This window comes from Reyranella sp. GW821-FHT14A01 (assembly GCF_058803965.1).
This window is the reverse complement of record NZ_JBXAPM010000009.1, coordinates 34,243-47,700: the sequence shown is the minus strand read 5'-3', so window position 1 is coordinate 47,700 and position 13,458 is coordinate 34,243. Positions and strand designations below refer to the sequence as shown.

Annotated in this window: 15 protein-coding genes; 6 read left to right on the top strand and 9 right to left on the bottom strand. The window is 65.8% G+C overall.

Going from position 1 to position 13,458, the window contains the following annotated elements; all coding sequences use genetic code 11:
* The first annotated feature begins 53 nt into the window (after window positions 1–53).
* Genes AC1ROX_RS16775 through AC1ROX_RS16765 form a run of 3 tightly spaced genes read left to right on the top strand, consistent with a single transcriptional unit; the run spans window position 54 to window position 1,911 of the window.
* Complete coding sequence (locus AC1ROX_RS16775; protein ID WP_493127114.1) at window positions 54–278, top strand: YdcH family protein; 225 nt, start codon at window positions 54–56, stop codon at window positions 276–278.
* 8 nt (window positions 279–286) lie between these two features.
* Window positions 287–820, top strand: a complete 534-nt coding sequence (gene purE / locus AC1ROX_RS16770) for a 5-(carboxyamino)imidazole ribonucleotide mutase (RefSeq protein ID WP_493127112.1) — start codon at window positions 287–289, stop codon at window positions 818–820.
* Window positions 820–1,911, top strand: coding sequence for a 5-(carboxyamino)imidazole ribonucleotide synthase (locus AC1ROX_RS16765; protein ID WP_493127110.1), 1,092 nt, complete (start codon window positions 820–822; stop codon window positions 1,909–1,911). The genes purE and AC1ROX_RS16765 overlap by 1 nt, the downstream gene beginning before the upstream one ends.
* Here the strand turns inward: AC1ROX_RS16765 and AC1ROX_RS16760 are convergent.
* The gene (locus AC1ROX_RS16760; RefSeq protein ID WP_493127108.1) at window positions 1,868–2,518 is read right to left on the bottom strand and encodes a COQ9 family protein; all 651 of its coding nucleotides are present in this window, start codon (window positions 2,516–2,518) and stop codon (window positions 1,868–1,870) included. The two genes, AC1ROX_RS16765 and AC1ROX_RS16760, sit on opposite strands and share 44 nt — an antisense overlap.
* A 124-nt stretch (window positions 2,519–2,642) precedes the next feature.
* Between AC1ROX_RS16760 and rpsU the strand changes: the two genes are divergently transcribed.
* The gene (gene rpsU, locus AC1ROX_RS16755; protein ID WP_020696578.1) at window positions 2,643–2,846 is read left to right on the top strand and encodes a 30S ribosomal protein S21; all 204 of its coding nucleotides are present in this window, start codon (window positions 2,643–2,645) and stop codon (window positions 2,844–2,846) included.
* 408 nt (window positions 2,847–3,254) lie between these two features.
* Here the strand turns inward: rpsU and AC1ROX_RS16750 are convergent, their stop codons facing one another.
* The 6 genes from AC1ROX_RS16750 to AC1ROX_RS16725 form a co-directional block, all read right to left on the bottom strand.
* Window positions 3,255–3,878 (bottom strand): HAD family hydrolase, encoded by a 624-nt coding sequence (locus tag AC1ROX_RS16750; protein WP_493127106.1) that lies wholly within the window; start codon window positions 3,876–3,878, stop codon window positions 3,255–3,257.
* Window positions 3,875–5,275 carry a hypothetical protein gene (locus AC1ROX_RS16745; protein ID WP_493127104.1) on the bottom strand — a complete coding sequence of 467 codons (1,401 nt, stop codon included), beginning with the start codon at window positions 5,273–5,275 and terminating at the stop codon, window positions 3,875–3,877. Before AC1ROX_RS16745 ends, AC1ROX_RS16750 begins: the two co-directional genes overlap by 4 nt.
* Window positions 5,260–6,528, bottom strand: a complete 1,269-nt coding sequence (locus tag AC1ROX_RS16740) for a hypothetical protein (RefSeq protein ID WP_493127103.1) — start codon at window positions 6,526–6,528, stop codon at window positions 5,260–5,262. Before AC1ROX_RS16740 ends, AC1ROX_RS16745 begins: the two co-directional genes overlap by 16 nt.
* A gap of 109 nt (window positions 6,529–6,637) precedes the next feature.
* On the bottom strand, window positions 6,638–8,047 hold the full coding sequence (locus AC1ROX_RS16735; RefSeq protein WP_493127101.1) for an NAD(P)(+) transhydrogenase (Re/Si-specific) subunit beta: 1,410 nt from the start codon (window positions 8,045–8,047) through the stop codon (window positions 6,638–6,640).
* Window positions 8,048–8,063: 16 nt separating this feature from the next.
* Window positions 8,064–8,486, bottom strand: coding sequence for an NAD(P) transhydrogenase subunit alpha part 2 (locus tag AC1ROX_RS16730; protein ID WP_493127100.1), 423 nt, complete (start codon window positions 8,484–8,486; stop codon window positions 8,064–8,066).
* A 134-nt stretch (window positions 8,487–8,620) separates the two neighbouring features.
* On the bottom strand, window positions 8,621–9,769 hold the full coding sequence (locus AC1ROX_RS16725; protein ID WP_493127098.1) for a Re/Si-specific NAD(P)(+) transhydrogenase subunit alpha: 1,149 nt from the start codon (window positions 9,767–9,769) through the stop codon (window positions 8,621–8,623).
* A gap of 143 nt (window positions 9,770–9,912) precedes the next feature.
* Between AC1ROX_RS16725 and AC1ROX_RS16720 the strand changes: the two genes are divergently transcribed.
* The gene (locus AC1ROX_RS16720; RefSeq protein WP_493127096.1) at window positions 9,913–10,929 is read left to right on the top strand and encodes a 2-hydroxyacid dehydrogenase; all 1,017 of its coding nucleotides are present in this window, start codon (window positions 9,913–9,915) and stop codon (window positions 10,927–10,929) included.
* Here AC1ROX_RS16720 and AC1ROX_RS16715 read toward each other — a convergent pair.
* A complete protein-coding gene (locus AC1ROX_RS16715; RefSeq protein WP_493127094.1) occupies window positions 10,926–11,582 on the bottom strand; it encodes a SanA/YdcF family protein in 657 nt (218 codons plus the stop codon). The two genes, AC1ROX_RS16720 and AC1ROX_RS16715, sit on opposite strands and share 4 nt — an antisense overlap.
* Before the next feature lie 46 nt (window positions 11,583–11,628).
* Here AC1ROX_RS16715 and AC1ROX_RS16710 point away from each other — a divergent pair, with 46 nt between their 5' ends.
* Window positions 11,629–13,254 (top strand): thiamine pyrophosphate-dependent enzyme, encoded by a 1,626-nt coding sequence (locus tag AC1ROX_RS16710; RefSeq protein WP_493127092.1) that lies wholly within the window; start codon window positions 11,629–11,631, stop codon window positions 13,252–13,254.
* On the opposite strand, the gene AC1ROX_RS16705 is transcribed toward AC1ROX_RS16710, so the two are convergent.
* Window positions 13,251–13,442, bottom strand: a complete 192-nt coding sequence (locus tag AC1ROX_RS16705; protein ID WP_493127090.1) for a DUF6726 family protein — start codon at window positions 13,440–13,442, stop codon at window positions 13,251–13,253. The two genes, AC1ROX_RS16710 and AC1ROX_RS16705, sit on opposite strands and share 4 nt — an antisense overlap.
* Between the last annotated feature and the right edge of the window lie 16 nt (window positions 13,443–13,458).

Sequence of the window (13,458 nt, the reverse complement as noted above, 5' to 3'; positions counted from 1 at the left end):
GGTACACGGCCGGGAGCGACGTGGCTAGCCTGCCCTGGACGAGTGCGCCCCGCATGAACGACCTGACGTCCTCGGAACCGCCGGACGCCCAGACCATCAAGGCCAAACTGGAGGCCCTGAAGAGCGAGCATCGCGACCTCGACGAGGTGATCGATCGCCTGATCGAGAAGCCGCCGTTCGACCAGCTCCAGCTCCAGCGCCTCAAGAAGCGCAAGCTCGGGCTGAAGGACCAGATCCTGCGACTGGAAAGCCAGCTCATTCCCGATATCATCGCCTGAGAAGAGTCATGGCCACGAAAACAACCAAACGCCGCCCGGCTGCGAAGCCGGTGGTCGGCCTCATCATGGGCAGCCAGTCCGACTGGGCGACCATGCGCCACGCCGCCGAGACGCTGGAGGCGCTGGGCGTCCCCTTCGAGGCGCGCATCATTTCCGCCCACCGGACACCCGAGCGCATGATGGACTATGCCTCGGGCGCCAAGGGACGCGGCCTGAAGGTGATCATCGCCGGCGCCGGCGGTGCCGCTCACCTGCCGGGCATGACGGCGGCCATGACCCCGCTGCCCGTCCTGGGCGTTCCGGTCGAAAGCGCCGCCCTGAAGGGCCAGGACAGTCTTCTTTCCATTGTCCAGATGCCGGCCGGCATTCCCGTCGGAACCCTGGCGATCGGACGTGCCGGATCGATCAATGCTGCCCTTCTTGCTGCATCCATCGTCGGTCTTGGCGACACCAAGATCATGGCGGCACTCGAAGCCTGGCGCACCCGCCAGTCGCTGGCCGTCGCCAAGATCCCCTCCGACGACGCCCCAGCCCACCGCTGATGCCTGCGTTCCGACCTCTGCCGCCGGGATCGACCATCGGCATCCTGGGCGGCGGCCAATTGGGCCGTATGACCGCGCTCGCGGCCGCGCGGCTGGGCTACCAGTGCATCGTCTACGCTCCCGATGAGCATCCGATCGCCGCGCAGGTCTGCGCCGGCCATGCCCGGGGCGCCTATGAGGATGCCGGGGCACTGGCCCGCTTCGCGGCCCAAGTCGACGTCGTCACCTACGAGTTCGAGAACGTGCCCGAGAGCGCCGTCCTCGAATGCGGGAAGCTGAAGCCGGTGCGGCCGGGCGTGAAGCCCATCCACTTCGCCCAGCACCGGCTCCGCGAGAAGGACTTCCTGCGCAAGCTCGGCATCGGCACGGCCGACTACCAGCCCATCCGCTCCGAGGCAGACATCGCGGGCGCCACCGCCCTGCCCGGCATCCTCAAGACCAGCACCGAGGGGTATGACGGCAAGGGCCAGGCGCGCGTGGCCGACCGGGTCGGGTTGGCGGCGGCCTGGAACAAGCTCGGCCGGCGCGAATGCATCCTGGAGGCGATGGTCGATTTCGACTGTGAGGTCTCGGCCATCGTGGCGCGGGGCCTCGACGGCACGACGCGCTGCTTCCCCATCGGCATCAACGGCCACCGTGATGGCATCCTGCGCACCACGACCGTGCCGTCAGGACTGCCGGCCAAGACACTGGCCACCGCCGAGCGCTTCGGTGTCGAGTTGGCCCGGGGCCTCGAGCTGGTGGGCCTGGTGGCGCTGGAGATGTTCGTGACGAAGGACGGAAGCGTGCTGGCCAACGAAATGGCGCCGCGGCCGCACAATTCGGGGCACTGGACGATGGACGCCTGCGCCACCAGCCAGTTCGAGCAGCTGGTGCGCGCCGTCTGCGGCCTGCCGCTGGGGTCCGTCGACGTGCTGGCGCCGTCGCGCATGGAGAACCTGATCGGCGACGAGGCCAACGACTGGCCGCGCTATCTCGCCGATCCGACGGCCCGCCTGCATCTCTACGGCAAGGCGGAGGCCCGCCCCGGCCGCAAGATGGGTCACGTCACCTACGTGTTGCCGTCCGCTTGGGCCCACCCCAAGACCTGATCTGCCCCTTCAGCTTCTCGAACTTCATCACATCGTCGATGCGGCGGTCGAGGAAGGCCCAGGTGGCCTCGGCGCCCGGCGAGCGGTCGTTCAGCCAGTAGAGCAAGGTCGAGGAATAGACGCCCGCCAGGGTCGCCCGCTTGGTGTAGAAATTGAAGTCGGTGCTGGTGTCGCCGGCCGCGTACCACATCGCGTCGACCGTCCTGTAGAGCAGCTTCAGCGCCAGCCCGGCATTGAACGGCAGCGACAGCATCGACAGCGCCCGCCGCGCCGCCTCGCGCTGGCCGGCATGACGCTCCAGCCGGATGCGGACGGCGCGCGTGATGCGGTCCCGGATTTTGAGGGCCGAGGCGCCCTCCTTCTCCATGTCTTCGACCATGCGCTGGTCGGCGCGCTCACTGACATAGGTCACGACCTGGAGTGGCCCACCCGGGAACAGCCGTTCGGCCTCGCCCACCGGCAGGTCGAGCGTCCTGCCGCTCGCCGCCAGCGCCGTCCGGGTCCACCCCTCGAACGCGGCCTCGGCCATCACTGCGTCGGCCAGTCGGTCCCGCAGGCCGGCGTCGGGGTCAATTTCCGCTAAATTTGGGGTGTTATTCTCGATCATATCGTGAATATAAGCCCCAGACGGGGGGTTCCCAAGGGTATCCCCCTGTGATACCTACGCCGCCTCTGAATTCCGGCCCCGGACGATCCGCAGGGCCAAGCCGCATTGGAAGGAAGCGATCGAAGTGCAGGTTCTCGTTCGTGAAAACAACGTCGATCAGGCGCTGCGCGTCCTGAAGAAGAAGATGCAGCGCGAAGGCATCTTCCGCGAGATGAAGCTCCGCCGCAACTACGAGAAGCCCAGCGAGCGCCGCGCCCGCGAGCGCGCCGAGGCCATCCGCCGCACGCGCAAGCTGATGCGCAAGCGCATGGAGCGCGAGGGCTACTAGTCCTCCCTTGTCGACACGAGACGACAACCCCCGGCATTCCCGGGGGTTTTTGTTTGGTTAGCGCGAAGACTGAGTTTCGGAGCGCGCCACTCCAATGGCGCTCATACCTTCGAGTGACGAAGCTTGAGCGCCACTGGAGTGGCGCGCTCCAATGAGGCCTTATCGAAAGATCAATTTAGGTTCGACGCCTCAGCGACGACTGCCGCCATATGGTGTTCGCGCAGTCGACGGAAGACTTCCCGGGCCGGAATGCTTGGCCTCGGATCAGTAAATGCTTCTTTGACCGTCCGTCTCAATTCATCTGCCGACGCACATGCGCCGGGGTTCACACGACGAAGCGGATTACCTTTGCTGGACATGGCTTTCCTGCGTATTGACGCGTGAGTTAAAATCTCGGCGCCGCTTTCTTCAAGTCATGAGCGCGACGATAGCTGCCTCCAACTCAGCCACATCGGTCACGACCGCATCGGGTATCTCCGCCTCCGAGCGTGGCCGCTGACGGCGCCAGCGACCGGAGCGGAACTGGATCGTGGCCATGCCGGCAGCCTTGGCCGGCGCGATGTCGGCGTCGATGCGGTCGCCGACCAGGATGCATTCGGCCGGTGGGACGTCGTGATCGCGCGTGAACAGGCCGGCGATCCCGGCCCGCTCCAATCGCTCCCAGCGTGGCTCGCGCGCACCGAGCACCAGGCCGCGTGCCTTGAGACGTTTCAGCAGATACTCGATCTCGGGCCGGATCTGGAAGGCATCGAGTTGTCCTGTCATGGCCTCGACCCTCCGCGCCACACGAGCCATCGTCGTGGGCTCGCCGCCGCACAGCGTCTCGATCATGTGGTGCACGACATCGGGCGCAAAGGCAGCCACCGCCTGCTCGGAGGCTTCCTCGACCATCGCCGGATCGACGCGGATGCCTTCCAGCCCACAGGCCGCCGCAATGGCGCCATCGACCGCCATCTCCCAGGCGAACTCGAGATCGACCGCGCCCCCGATGTCGAAGATGACGGCGCGATAGGCCGATTCCCTGGGGTTCATCGAATCCGACATCCCCACGGCTCGCTCCTGACAGGGCTATCGTAACGCCCGGGAAGAACCGTCCACAGACAATCCCATCTCTCTTGCTCTTGCAGGCGTGCTAGCTCCGCGTCGACAGGTTTACCGTCCTTCCACGTACCTTCGAAACGCCGGCCGTCACGTGTGACGAACACGCCTGCTCCCTGCGGAACGCCGTCGGCCCAGTTGCCCTTGAACTCGCCCTGCCGTCCCTTCGCGGTTCCCTCGCCCGTCAGCCTTCCCGCATACCATCGTCCGTCCCACTGCCATCCCCCAGGCATCGTCAACACGCCGGTGGCCCACTCCCCCAGGTTCCAGGTTCCCCGGTACTGCCGCTCGTCAGGGAATGTCACCGCCCCCTCCAGCAAGACGCCATCCTTCCAAAGGCCGTCGTATCGGATCTCGTATTTTATAAGCTGACCCAGTCCCCATACTGTGTCGTATTCTGTACGCTCGCCGCGCCCCGTGATTCGACCACCTTCCATTTGCCCCGAATAGCGAACAACCCTCTTTCCATCGCGGAACCACTCGAGAGTGCCTTCGCCATCGGCGCGCCCGTCGACACACCGCCCCGTCCAGACAGCACGCATCCGTCTCCACGGATTGCCAGAATTCCTTCTCGGCCACCAATTGCGCGCATACGGATTGCTCACGTCGCAGTTTTCGGCCGCCTCGATCCACTGCGGCGGCCTCAAGAGGGCATAGGGTGCGGCCAGTAGGGCAATGGCAATCACCACGCCCATGACGATCAGAGGCACCGGGACCGGCGACCAGTTGGCGAAGGCCCGATAGCTCGTCTGCGGCCGCAAATCGGGATTGGCGCTCCCCCATCTGCGGATGCCATCTTCGAAAAGCTTGAGCAGTTCCAGTCGTGGAATATCCAGTCCGCTGGAGTAGATCGGATAGCAGTTCGGACGCGCTCTCGAACTGCGCCAGTACCATCCACGCTTGTCGCTTTCGAGCCGGGCATAGAAGGATTCCGGATCGACGAGCTGTAACGCGACGATCTCGTCGCGCCCCCGGCTCCCGATGGTGGCAGTATGCGCTCCCCTTAGATCTGACCACCGGATCAGGTCTGGCGAGTGCCTGCCAAGAACCGTGATCCCTTCACGGCCAATTAGGAGAGCGACCGGTCGCCGAATCGCCAGCCCGATCCCTTGCCAGAGGCCGAATATCGCGACGCCAATGTATATCGCGCCGTAAACATAAGCGGCGATCGGATGGGTGGAGACTGCAGTCGACCAGAGGAGGTAGCCAAGGCCCCCGAAGAAGACGCCGGCGCCGATTGCCTTCCATCCGACGATCGCCTTGTGTCGAATGGCGATCGGTTCGGGCGGAGGGCCTTCTCCGGGTGTCACGGAGATCACAGGTTTCGACATCTCGCCGTTCCGACACCCGTGAAGCGGTCTCCGAATGGCCTTGAGGCTCTATCCCACAGGCAATCCCATTTCTCCTGATCCTGGAGACGAGCGACTTCGGGATCGACGGGCCGACCATCGCGCCACTTCCCTTCGAAGCGTCGGCCGTCATGTGTCACGAAAACGCCTGTGCCCTCGGGAACGCCGTTGGTCCAGTTACCTTCGTACTGCCCCTGCGGTCCGCGAGCGACGCTCTTGCCCGTGAGCTGTCCTCGGTACCAGCGATCCTCGAGATGATAGCCGCCCGGCGCTGTCAGCACGCCTCTGGTCCAGCTCCCCAAGTCCCATTTGCCGCTGTAGCGCCGGCCGTCAGGATAGGTCGCGCTCCCCTCCTGCAATTTGCCGTCCTTCCACGTGCCTTCGTATTTGATTTCCGATTTGGCCAACTCGCCTTGTCCGGTGATCCGGCCTCCTTCCAGGTGTCCGGAATACCGCACCGTCAACACGCCATCACGAAACCATTCGAGCATACCCAACCCTTGAGCGCGGCCATCGACGCACGGTCCCGTCCAAGTGACGGTCGTCGTTTTCGCACGTCTCCACTCCCTACCATCGTACCGATTGCGCACTTCGCAATTCTCCGCCGCGTCGATCCAGCGTGGCGGACTGAATAGCGCGAAGGGTGCCGCCAGAAAGGCAACCAGCAGCACCAGACCGATCGCGAACGGTGCCCGCCCCGGTAAGCGGGTGAACAGGGTCTGGTAGCTCGTTTCGGGCGATGGATCGGGATTGGCCGTGCCCCACCGACGGATCGACTCGTTGACGGCCAGGAGAACCTGCCCCGGCTTCAAATCGAGCCCGGTACAGGTGAGAGGATAGTACTCGGGCCGCAGTCCGGTGTCCGGCCCCAGCCATCGTGGCTTGTCGGCGTCGAGGCGGGCATAGAAGGATCGGGGATCGACGAGTTGCAGCGCGACGATCTGCTGGTTGTCCTGCTTTCTCCCGATGACGGCGGCGTGTGCTCCCTTGATGTCGGACCACAGGATGAAATCCGGCGTGCGCCCCCGGTAAGCCGTGATCCCTTTTTCGGAGATCTGGATAACAAAAGGCACGGGCCGGATCAGGTTCCTGACGATGGCGCAAACACCAAGCGCGCCAAGCGCGAGGATGAGGAAGCCGTATACATGGGCCGCTACCGGGTGCGTCGAGACGAACGACCGCCAGACCCACCAGGCGAGCACCGGAAGTCCGATGACCACGACAATGCTGAACACCCCGCCCAGGACCTGCCGGCCGAGCGTCGTCCTCTGGCGAATGGTGATTGTCTCTGACGGGGAAGGCCTGGCTCCTTCCCCCGGCGTTGCGTCGGCTGTCGCCGATTCGCTAATGCGCGGAGCCCTCCAGCGCCTTCACGATGTTCTCGCACATCACCTTGGCGTCGGCGAAGAGCATCATCGTGTTGTCGCGGAAGAACAGTTCGTTGTCGACGCCGGCATAGCCCGAGGACATGCCGCGCTTCACGAACAGCACGGTCTGCGCTTTCTCGACGTCGAGGATCGGCATGCCGTAGATCGCGCTCTTGGGGTCGGTCTTGGCGGCCGGGTTGGTGACGTCGTTGGCGCCGATCACGAAGGCCACATCGGTCGAGGCGAAGTCGCGGTTGATATCGTCGAGTTCGAAGACCTCGTCGTAGGGGACGTTGGCCTCGGCCAGCAGCACGTTCATGTGGCCGGGCATGCGGCCCGCCACCGGATGGATGGCGTAGCGGACCTGCACGCCTTCCTTCTTCAGGAGGTCGGCCATCTCGCGCAGCGCGTGTTGGGCCTGCGCCACCGCCATGCCGTAGCCCGGCACGATGATGACGGACTGCGCGTTCTTCATCAGGAAGGCCGCATCCTCAGCGGAGCCCGCCTTGACCGGCTTGTCGTTCTTCACGGCCGGGCCGCCGGCTGCTGCACTGTCGGTGCCGAAGCCGCCCAGGATCACGTTGAAGATCGAGCGGTTCATACCCTTGCACATGATGTAGCTCAGGATCGCGCCCGAGGAGCCGACAAGCGCGCCGGTGACGATGAGCGCGGTGTTGCCCAAGGTGAAGCCGATGCCCGCCGCCGCCCATCCCGAATAGGAATTGAGCATCGACACTACAACGGGCATGTCGGCGCCGCCGATCGGCAGGATCAGCAGGAAGCCCAGCGCCAGCGACAGCACGACCAGCAGGACGAAGGTCGAGGTATGGCCGCGCATGGCGAACCAGACCAGCAGCACGATCAGCGCGATGCCGAGCAGCGCGTTCAGCGGATGCTGGCCCTTGAAGACCAGCGGCGAGCCGGTGACCAGGCCCTGCAGCTTGGCGAAGGCCACGACCGAGCCGGTGAAGGTGATGGCGCCGATCACGGTACCCAGTCCCATCTCGATCAGGCTCTGGGCCTTGATCTTGCCGGGCAGGCCGATGCCAAACGCCTCGGGTGAAAGGAATGCAGCGGCGGCCACGAAGACCGCGGCGAGACCGACCAGTGAATGGAAAGCCGCCACGAGTTGCGGCAGCGCGGTCATCTGGATGCGCAGCGCCACGAAGGTGCCGACCGCGCCACCGATCACGAGGCCGGCGAGGATCAGCCAGGGCGAGACGACGCCCGGCGAGAGCACGGTGACGCCGATCGCGATCACCATGCCGACGATGCCGTAGAGGTTGCCGCCGCGCGAGGTGGTCGGCGAGGACAGACCGCGGAGCGCCATGATGAAACAGATGGCGGCGATCAGATAGCCGTAGGCGGCCAGTTCCTGGGTGAACATTCCCTGCTGCTCCCGCCTACTTCTTGACCGGCTTCTTCTTGAACATCGACAGCATCCGGTGCGTGACGATGAACCCGCCGAAGATGTTCACCGCGGCCAGCGCCACGGCGATGAAGCCGAAGAGCTGGGCGGCGCCCAGGCCCTTGAGGCCGGCCGCCAGCAGCGCGCCGACGATGATCACGGAGGAGACGGCGTTGGTGACCGCCATCAGCGGCGAATGCAGCGCCGGCGTCACCCGCCAGACCACGTAGTAGCCCACGAAGCAGGACAGGGCGAAGATCGTCAGCAGCGCCACGAACGGCATGTGGCCGTCGGGAACGGCGACCGGGCTCGCCGCCGCCGCATCGGTGATTTGCTGCGCCAGGGCCTTGAGCTGGGCGGCGACGTCCTGCGCCTGGGTCGCGAGCTTGGAAGCTTCGCCTGCGATCTTGTCGTCCATCTATCGGCTCCCGAAGCTCAGCGAAAGGTTGTCATCCCGAGCGAATGCGAGGGATCCTTCATCAGGCATTGCCAAGGATCCCTCGCTGCGCTCGGGATGACAGCTCATGTTGGATGAAGGCCAAATCTGCATGCCTAAGCCTGGGTCAGCGAGGGATGCACGATCTGCCCGTCGCGGGTGACCAGCGTGCCCTTCACGACCTCGTCCTCGAGGTTGATCGTGAGCGCCTTGGTCTCCTTGTCGACCATCGGCGTGATGAAGTTGAGCAGGTTGCGCGAGAACAGGGCCGAAGAGTCGGTCGCCAGCTCGCCCGGGAGGTTGGCCGGACCGACGATTTTCACGCCGTATTTCTCGACCACCTTGCCGAACTCCGAGAGCGGGCAGTTGCCGCCCTGCTCCACGGCCATATCGACGATCACCGAGCCGGGCTTCATGGTCTTCACCATCTCCTCGCTGACCAGTATCGGCGCCTTGCGGCCGGGGATCAGCGCCGTGGTGATCACGATGTCCTGCAGCTTGATATGGTCGGCGACGAGAGCCGCCTGCTTGGCCTGGTACTCCGGGCTCATCTGCTTGGCATAGCCGCCCGCGGTCTCGGCCGCCTTGAATTCGTCGTCCTCGACCGCCACGAACTTGGCGCCGAGCGACTGGACCTGCTCCTTGGTGGCCGGGCGCACGTCGGTCGCGGTGACGACCGAGCCGAGGCGCCGCGCCGTGGCGATCGCCTGCAGGCCGGCGACGCCGACCCCCATGATGAAGCTGCGCGACGGCGCCAGGGTGCCGCCGGGTGTCATCATCTGCGGGAAGATGCGGCCGTAATTGTTCGCAGCCAGCAGCACGGCCTTGTAGCCGGCGAGATTGGCCTGCGAGGAGAGGATGTCCATCGACTGGGCGCGCGTGATGCGCGGGATCAGTTCGAGTGCGAACGAGGTCACGCCGCGCGAGGCCAGCGCCTGCACCAGCTCCCGATTGGTCAGCGCGCCGAGCGGCGACATCAGGGTCTGGCCCTGGCGCAGCAGTCCGAGCTCGTCGAGCCCTTCCTCGGCCGTCATCGGCCGCTGGATCTTGAAGACGATATCGCCCGCGGCGATGGCCGAGGCCGCGTCCGGCACGATGGTTGCGCCGGCCTCGCTATAGGCCTGGTCGGTATAGGCGGCGACCGTTCCGGAGCCCGCCTCTATCGTGATTTCCGCGCCCAGCGCCTTCAGTTTCTTGACGGTCTCGGGAGTGGCGGCCACGCGGGTCTCGTGGGGCCGGCGTTCTTTGACAATGGCGATTTTCATGGAGCGCTTCAGATCCGTTTGAACGCGGCAGGACGCTTTGTGCGCTGCACCTTGCACAGCGATTTGTTCTTTGCCAAGCCGGTTTTTTGCCGCGCAAGAGAGCGCGATTTAACTGCAATGAAACGCGCGTCATACTTAGGCCCATGCCCGCTCCAGCTTCCGCCCGCCCCGCCCTCCTCACCGGCTTCCATTTCACCAAGGCCACCCTCGCCGCCTTCTCCGAGCGCGGCGACATCGTGGGACAGATGGTCAGTCCCACGCCCACGGTGGCCGACATCCCGCCCGGCACGGCCGAAACCGTGCAGGCGATCGTCAGCACCGGCAGCGTCGGCATATCGGATGCAATGATGGCCGCCCTGCCGCGGCTCTCGCTGTTCTGCTGCTACGGCACGGGCTATGAGAGGGTCGATCTCGAAGCCGCCCGTCGGCGCGGGATCATGATCACGCACGGCGCCGACGCGAACGCGCCGGACGTGGCCGAACTGGCGCTCGGGATCCTGCTCGCCTCGACCCGCCGGCTGGTCCGTGCCGACAAGATGATCCGCCGGGGCGAGTGGAAGCAGCGCATTCCCAACCGCTTCGGCGCCATCGCCGGCCTGACCGGCGGCAGGGTCGGCATCCTGGGCCTCGGCGCGATCGGCCTGGAGTTCGCCAAACGCATCAAGGGCTTCGACGTCGAGATCGGCTACTGCAACCGCAGCAAGCGCAGCGACGTCGACTTCCAGTATTTCCCCGACGTGATGGCGCTCGCCACCTGGTGCGATTACCTGATCGTCTGCCTGCGCTCGGATGCCTCCAACCGGCACATCATCAATGCCGAGGTGCTGAAGGCGCTGGGCCCGCGCGGCCACGTGGTCAACATCTCGCGCGGCTGGGCGGTCGACGAGGCCGCGCTCGCCCATGCGCTGCGCAACGACATCATCGAAGGCGCCGCGCTCGATGTGTTCGACGAGGAGCCCTACACCGGCACCGAGCTGCTCGACCTCGACAACCTGGTGATGACACCCCACTTTGGCGGCGGCACGCAGCACGCCCAGCGCCGCATGACCGATCTCGTGTGTCGCAACCTCGACAACCATTTCGCCGGCAAGCCCGTCGCATCGCCGGTGCCGGAGTTCCGCGACTGGGCAAACTCCCCCGAGGCGCCGAAGCCGCGCTAGTTCGGCGGGTCCTTGCCGATGGCGATTCGCGGCCCCGTGTATCTCGGCGGCGTGTCGAACCAGACGTCGAAATAGGCGCGCAGGGCCGAGGGATAGCGGCGCAGGATCGTGACGATGCTGTAGGCGCGCACCACGTCCTGCGATTCGAAGCCCCAGGCTTCGATGCCCTGCTGCCGGGCGAGGAAGATCGCGCGCGCGAGGTGGAAGCGCTGCGACACGATGATCGTGCGTGACTGGCCGAACACCGATTCGACCCGCACGATCGAATCCCAGGTCCGCACGCCCGCGAAGTCGCGATAGATCGCCTCGGCCGGCACGCCGCGCTCGATCAGGCCGGCGCGCATCGCCGTCGGCTCGTCATAGTCGGGGCGGCTGTTGTCGCCGCTCACCAGCAGGTACTTCACCTTGCCGGCCTTGTAGAGCGCCGCCGCCGCATCGAGCCGATAGACGAAGTAGCGGTTCGGCCCGCCTTCCGGGCCGATCGGCGCAGCACCCAGGACCAGCGCGACGGGCACGTCCGGCAGCTTCGCCGGATCGGTGGTGATGTACGGCGCGGCCAGCGCTTCGAGGCGACGCTCGGCTGCCCACGATAGGAGAGACAGCAGGAGCGCTATCGCGCCCAGCGCGAGCACCGCGTACAACATCAACCGCATGTCATCGCCTTGATCCGCACTCCCTGCCGCCCCTAGAGAGCCCAGCATGCCCCGCCTCAGCACCGCCGAAGCCACGGTCGAAACCCTCCTGCGCCACGGCCTCGACACGGTCTATGCCCTGCCCGGCCTGCATCAGGATCCGTTGTTCGACGCCTTCTATCATGCTTCGGACCGGCTGCGGGTGATCCATCCGCGTCACGAGCAGACGGCCGCCTACATGGCGCTGGGTGCGGCGCTCGCGACCGGCAGGCCGCAGGCCTTCAGCGTCGTGCCCGGTCCCGGCCTGCTGAACGCCGGCGCAGCGCTCCTCACCGCCTACGGCATGAACGCGCCGGTGATCGGCCTGATCGGTCAGATCCCGCAGGCCGACATCGACAAGGGCCATGGCTATCTGCACGAGATCCACGATCAATTGGGCCTGATGCGCCACATCACCAAGTGGGCCGAACGCATCCGCAGCCCGCAGGAGGCGCCGACCCTGGTCAGCCAGGCGATCTGGCACGCGACCTCGGGCCGGCCTCGTCCCGTCGCGCTGGAATGTGCGCTCGATACATGGGCCAAGCGCAGCGAGGTGGCGATCCCCGACTCACCGCTGCCCCTGCCGCCGGAAACGATCGACGACGAGGCCGTCGAGACGGCCGCGAAGATCCTCGGACAGGCCGAGCACCCGATCATTGTGCTGGGTGGTGGCGCCATGGATGCCACGGCCGAGATCATCAAGCTCGCCGAGATGCTCGAAGCGCCGGTCAGCTCCTACCGGCGCGGGCGCGGCATCATCCCCTCCTCGCATCGCCTCGCCGTCGACATGCCGATCGGCCATCGCCTGTGGAAGGACGCCGATGCCGTGCTGGCGGTCGGTACGCGCTTCTTCATCCAGAACGGCAACTGGGGCATCGACGACAAGCTCAAGGTCGTCCGCGTCGATATCGATCCCGACGAGCCCGAGCGTTTCCGCAAGCCCGACGCCGCTCTCGTCGGCGATGCCGCGCCGCAGCTTCGTGCGCTGATCGCGGCGCTCGTCAAGCACAATCGCAAGCGCACCTCGCGCGCCGAGGAGCTGAACGGCCATCGCGCCTGGTTCGCCGAGCGCCTGTCGAAGCTGGAGCCGCAGCTCTCCTTCCTGAAGGCGATCCGCAACGCGCTGCCGGAGGACGGCATCTTCGTCGACGAAGTCTCGCAGATGGGCTTCGCCTCGCGCGTGGCACTTCCCATCGAGAAGCCGCGCACTTTCCTGTCACCCGGCTATCAGGACAATCTCGGCTGGGGCTTCGGCACGGCCCTGGGCGCCAAGGCCGCGCTGCCGGATCGCAAGGTGCTGGCCATCGCGGGCGACGGCGGCTTCATGTACCAGGTCGGCGAACTCGCGACCGCCGTCCGCCACAATATCGCGGTCGTCGTCGTGGTGTTCGACAACGGCGCCTTCGGCAACGTGAAGCGCATCCAGCAGGAGCGCTACGGCAACCGGCTGATCGCCTCTGATTTGCAGAACCCGGACTTCGGAAAGCTGGCTGATTCCTTCGGCGTCGCCTCGTTCAAGGCGCTCGATGACAGGCAACTGGAAGGCGCGCTGCACAAGGCATTCGCGCTGAACGCGCCCGCCCTCGTCTGGGTCCCGCACGGCGATGTGCCGAGCCCCTGGGACATGATCATGATGCCGAAGGTGAGAGGCTAGTCGATCGCGTCGGCGGTCTTGTCGAGCGGATAGGCGACGACGTCACCGGCCACCGGCACGATCTTGGCCGTCGCGCTGGTCACGCGCACGGGAAATGCCACGACACCGCAGCCGGACAGGGCCATCGCGACACCTGCCAGCACCGCGACGCGGACGAGACGCTTGGGAGGGAGAATGCGGGTCATCATGCCGAGAAAACGCTCG

What these genes read in the sequence shown, in the direction of transcription:
- AC1ROX_RS16775 (WP_493127114.1), top strand. Translation starts at nt 54, where the DNA reads ATGAACGACCTGACGTCCTCGGAACCGCCGGACGCCCAGACCATCAAG.
- purE (WP_493127112.1), top strand. Translation starts at nt 287, where the DNA reads ATGGCCACGAAAACAACCAAACGCCGCCCGGCTGCGAAGCCGGTGGTC.
- AC1ROX_RS16765 (WP_493127110.1), top strand. Translation starts at nt 820, where the DNA reads ATGCCTGCGTTCCGACCTCTGCCGCCGGGATCGACCATCGGCATCCTG.
- AC1ROX_RS16760 (WP_493127108.1), bottom strand. Translation starts at nt 2,518, where the DNA reads ATGATCGAGAATAACACCCCAAATTTAGCGGAAATTGACCCCGACGCC.
- AC1ROX_RS16750 (WP_493127106.1), bottom strand. Translation starts at nt 3,878, where the DNA reads ATGAACCCCAGGGAATCGGCCTATCGCGCCGTCATCTTCGACATCGGG.
- AC1ROX_RS16745 (WP_493127104.1), bottom strand. Translation starts at nt 5,275, where the DNA reads ATGTCGAAACCTGTGATCTCCGTGACACCCGGAGAAGGCCCTCCGCCC.
- AC1ROX_RS16735 (WP_493127101.1), bottom strand. Translation starts at nt 8,047, where the DNA reads ATGTTCACCCAGGAACTGGCCGCCTACGGCTATCTGATCGCCGCCATC.
- AC1ROX_RS16730 (WP_493127100.1), bottom strand. Translation starts at nt 8,486, where the DNA reads ATGGACGACAAGATCGCAGGCGAAGCTTCCAAGCTCGCGACCCAGGCG.
- AC1ROX_RS16725 (WP_493127098.1), bottom strand. Translation starts at nt 9,769, where the DNA reads ATGAAAATCGCCATTGTCAAAGAACGCCGGCCCCACGAGACCCGCGTG.
- AC1ROX_RS16720 (WP_493127096.1), top strand. Translation starts at nt 9,913, where the DNA reads ATGCCCGCTCCAGCTTCCGCCCGCCCCGCCCTCCTCACCGGCTTCCAT.
- AC1ROX_RS16715 (WP_493127094.1), bottom strand. Translation starts at nt 11,582, where the DNA reads ATGCGGTTGATGTTGTACGCGGTGCTCGCGCTGGGCGCGATAGCGCTC.
- AC1ROX_RS16710 (WP_493127092.1), top strand. Translation starts at nt 11,629, where the DNA reads ATGCCCCGCCTCAGCACCGCCGAAGCCACGGTCGAAACCCTCCTGCGC.
- AC1ROX_RS16705 (WP_493127090.1), bottom strand. Translation starts at nt 13,442, where the DNA reads ATGATGACCCGCATTCTCCCTCCCAAGCGTCTCGTCCGCGTCGCGGTG.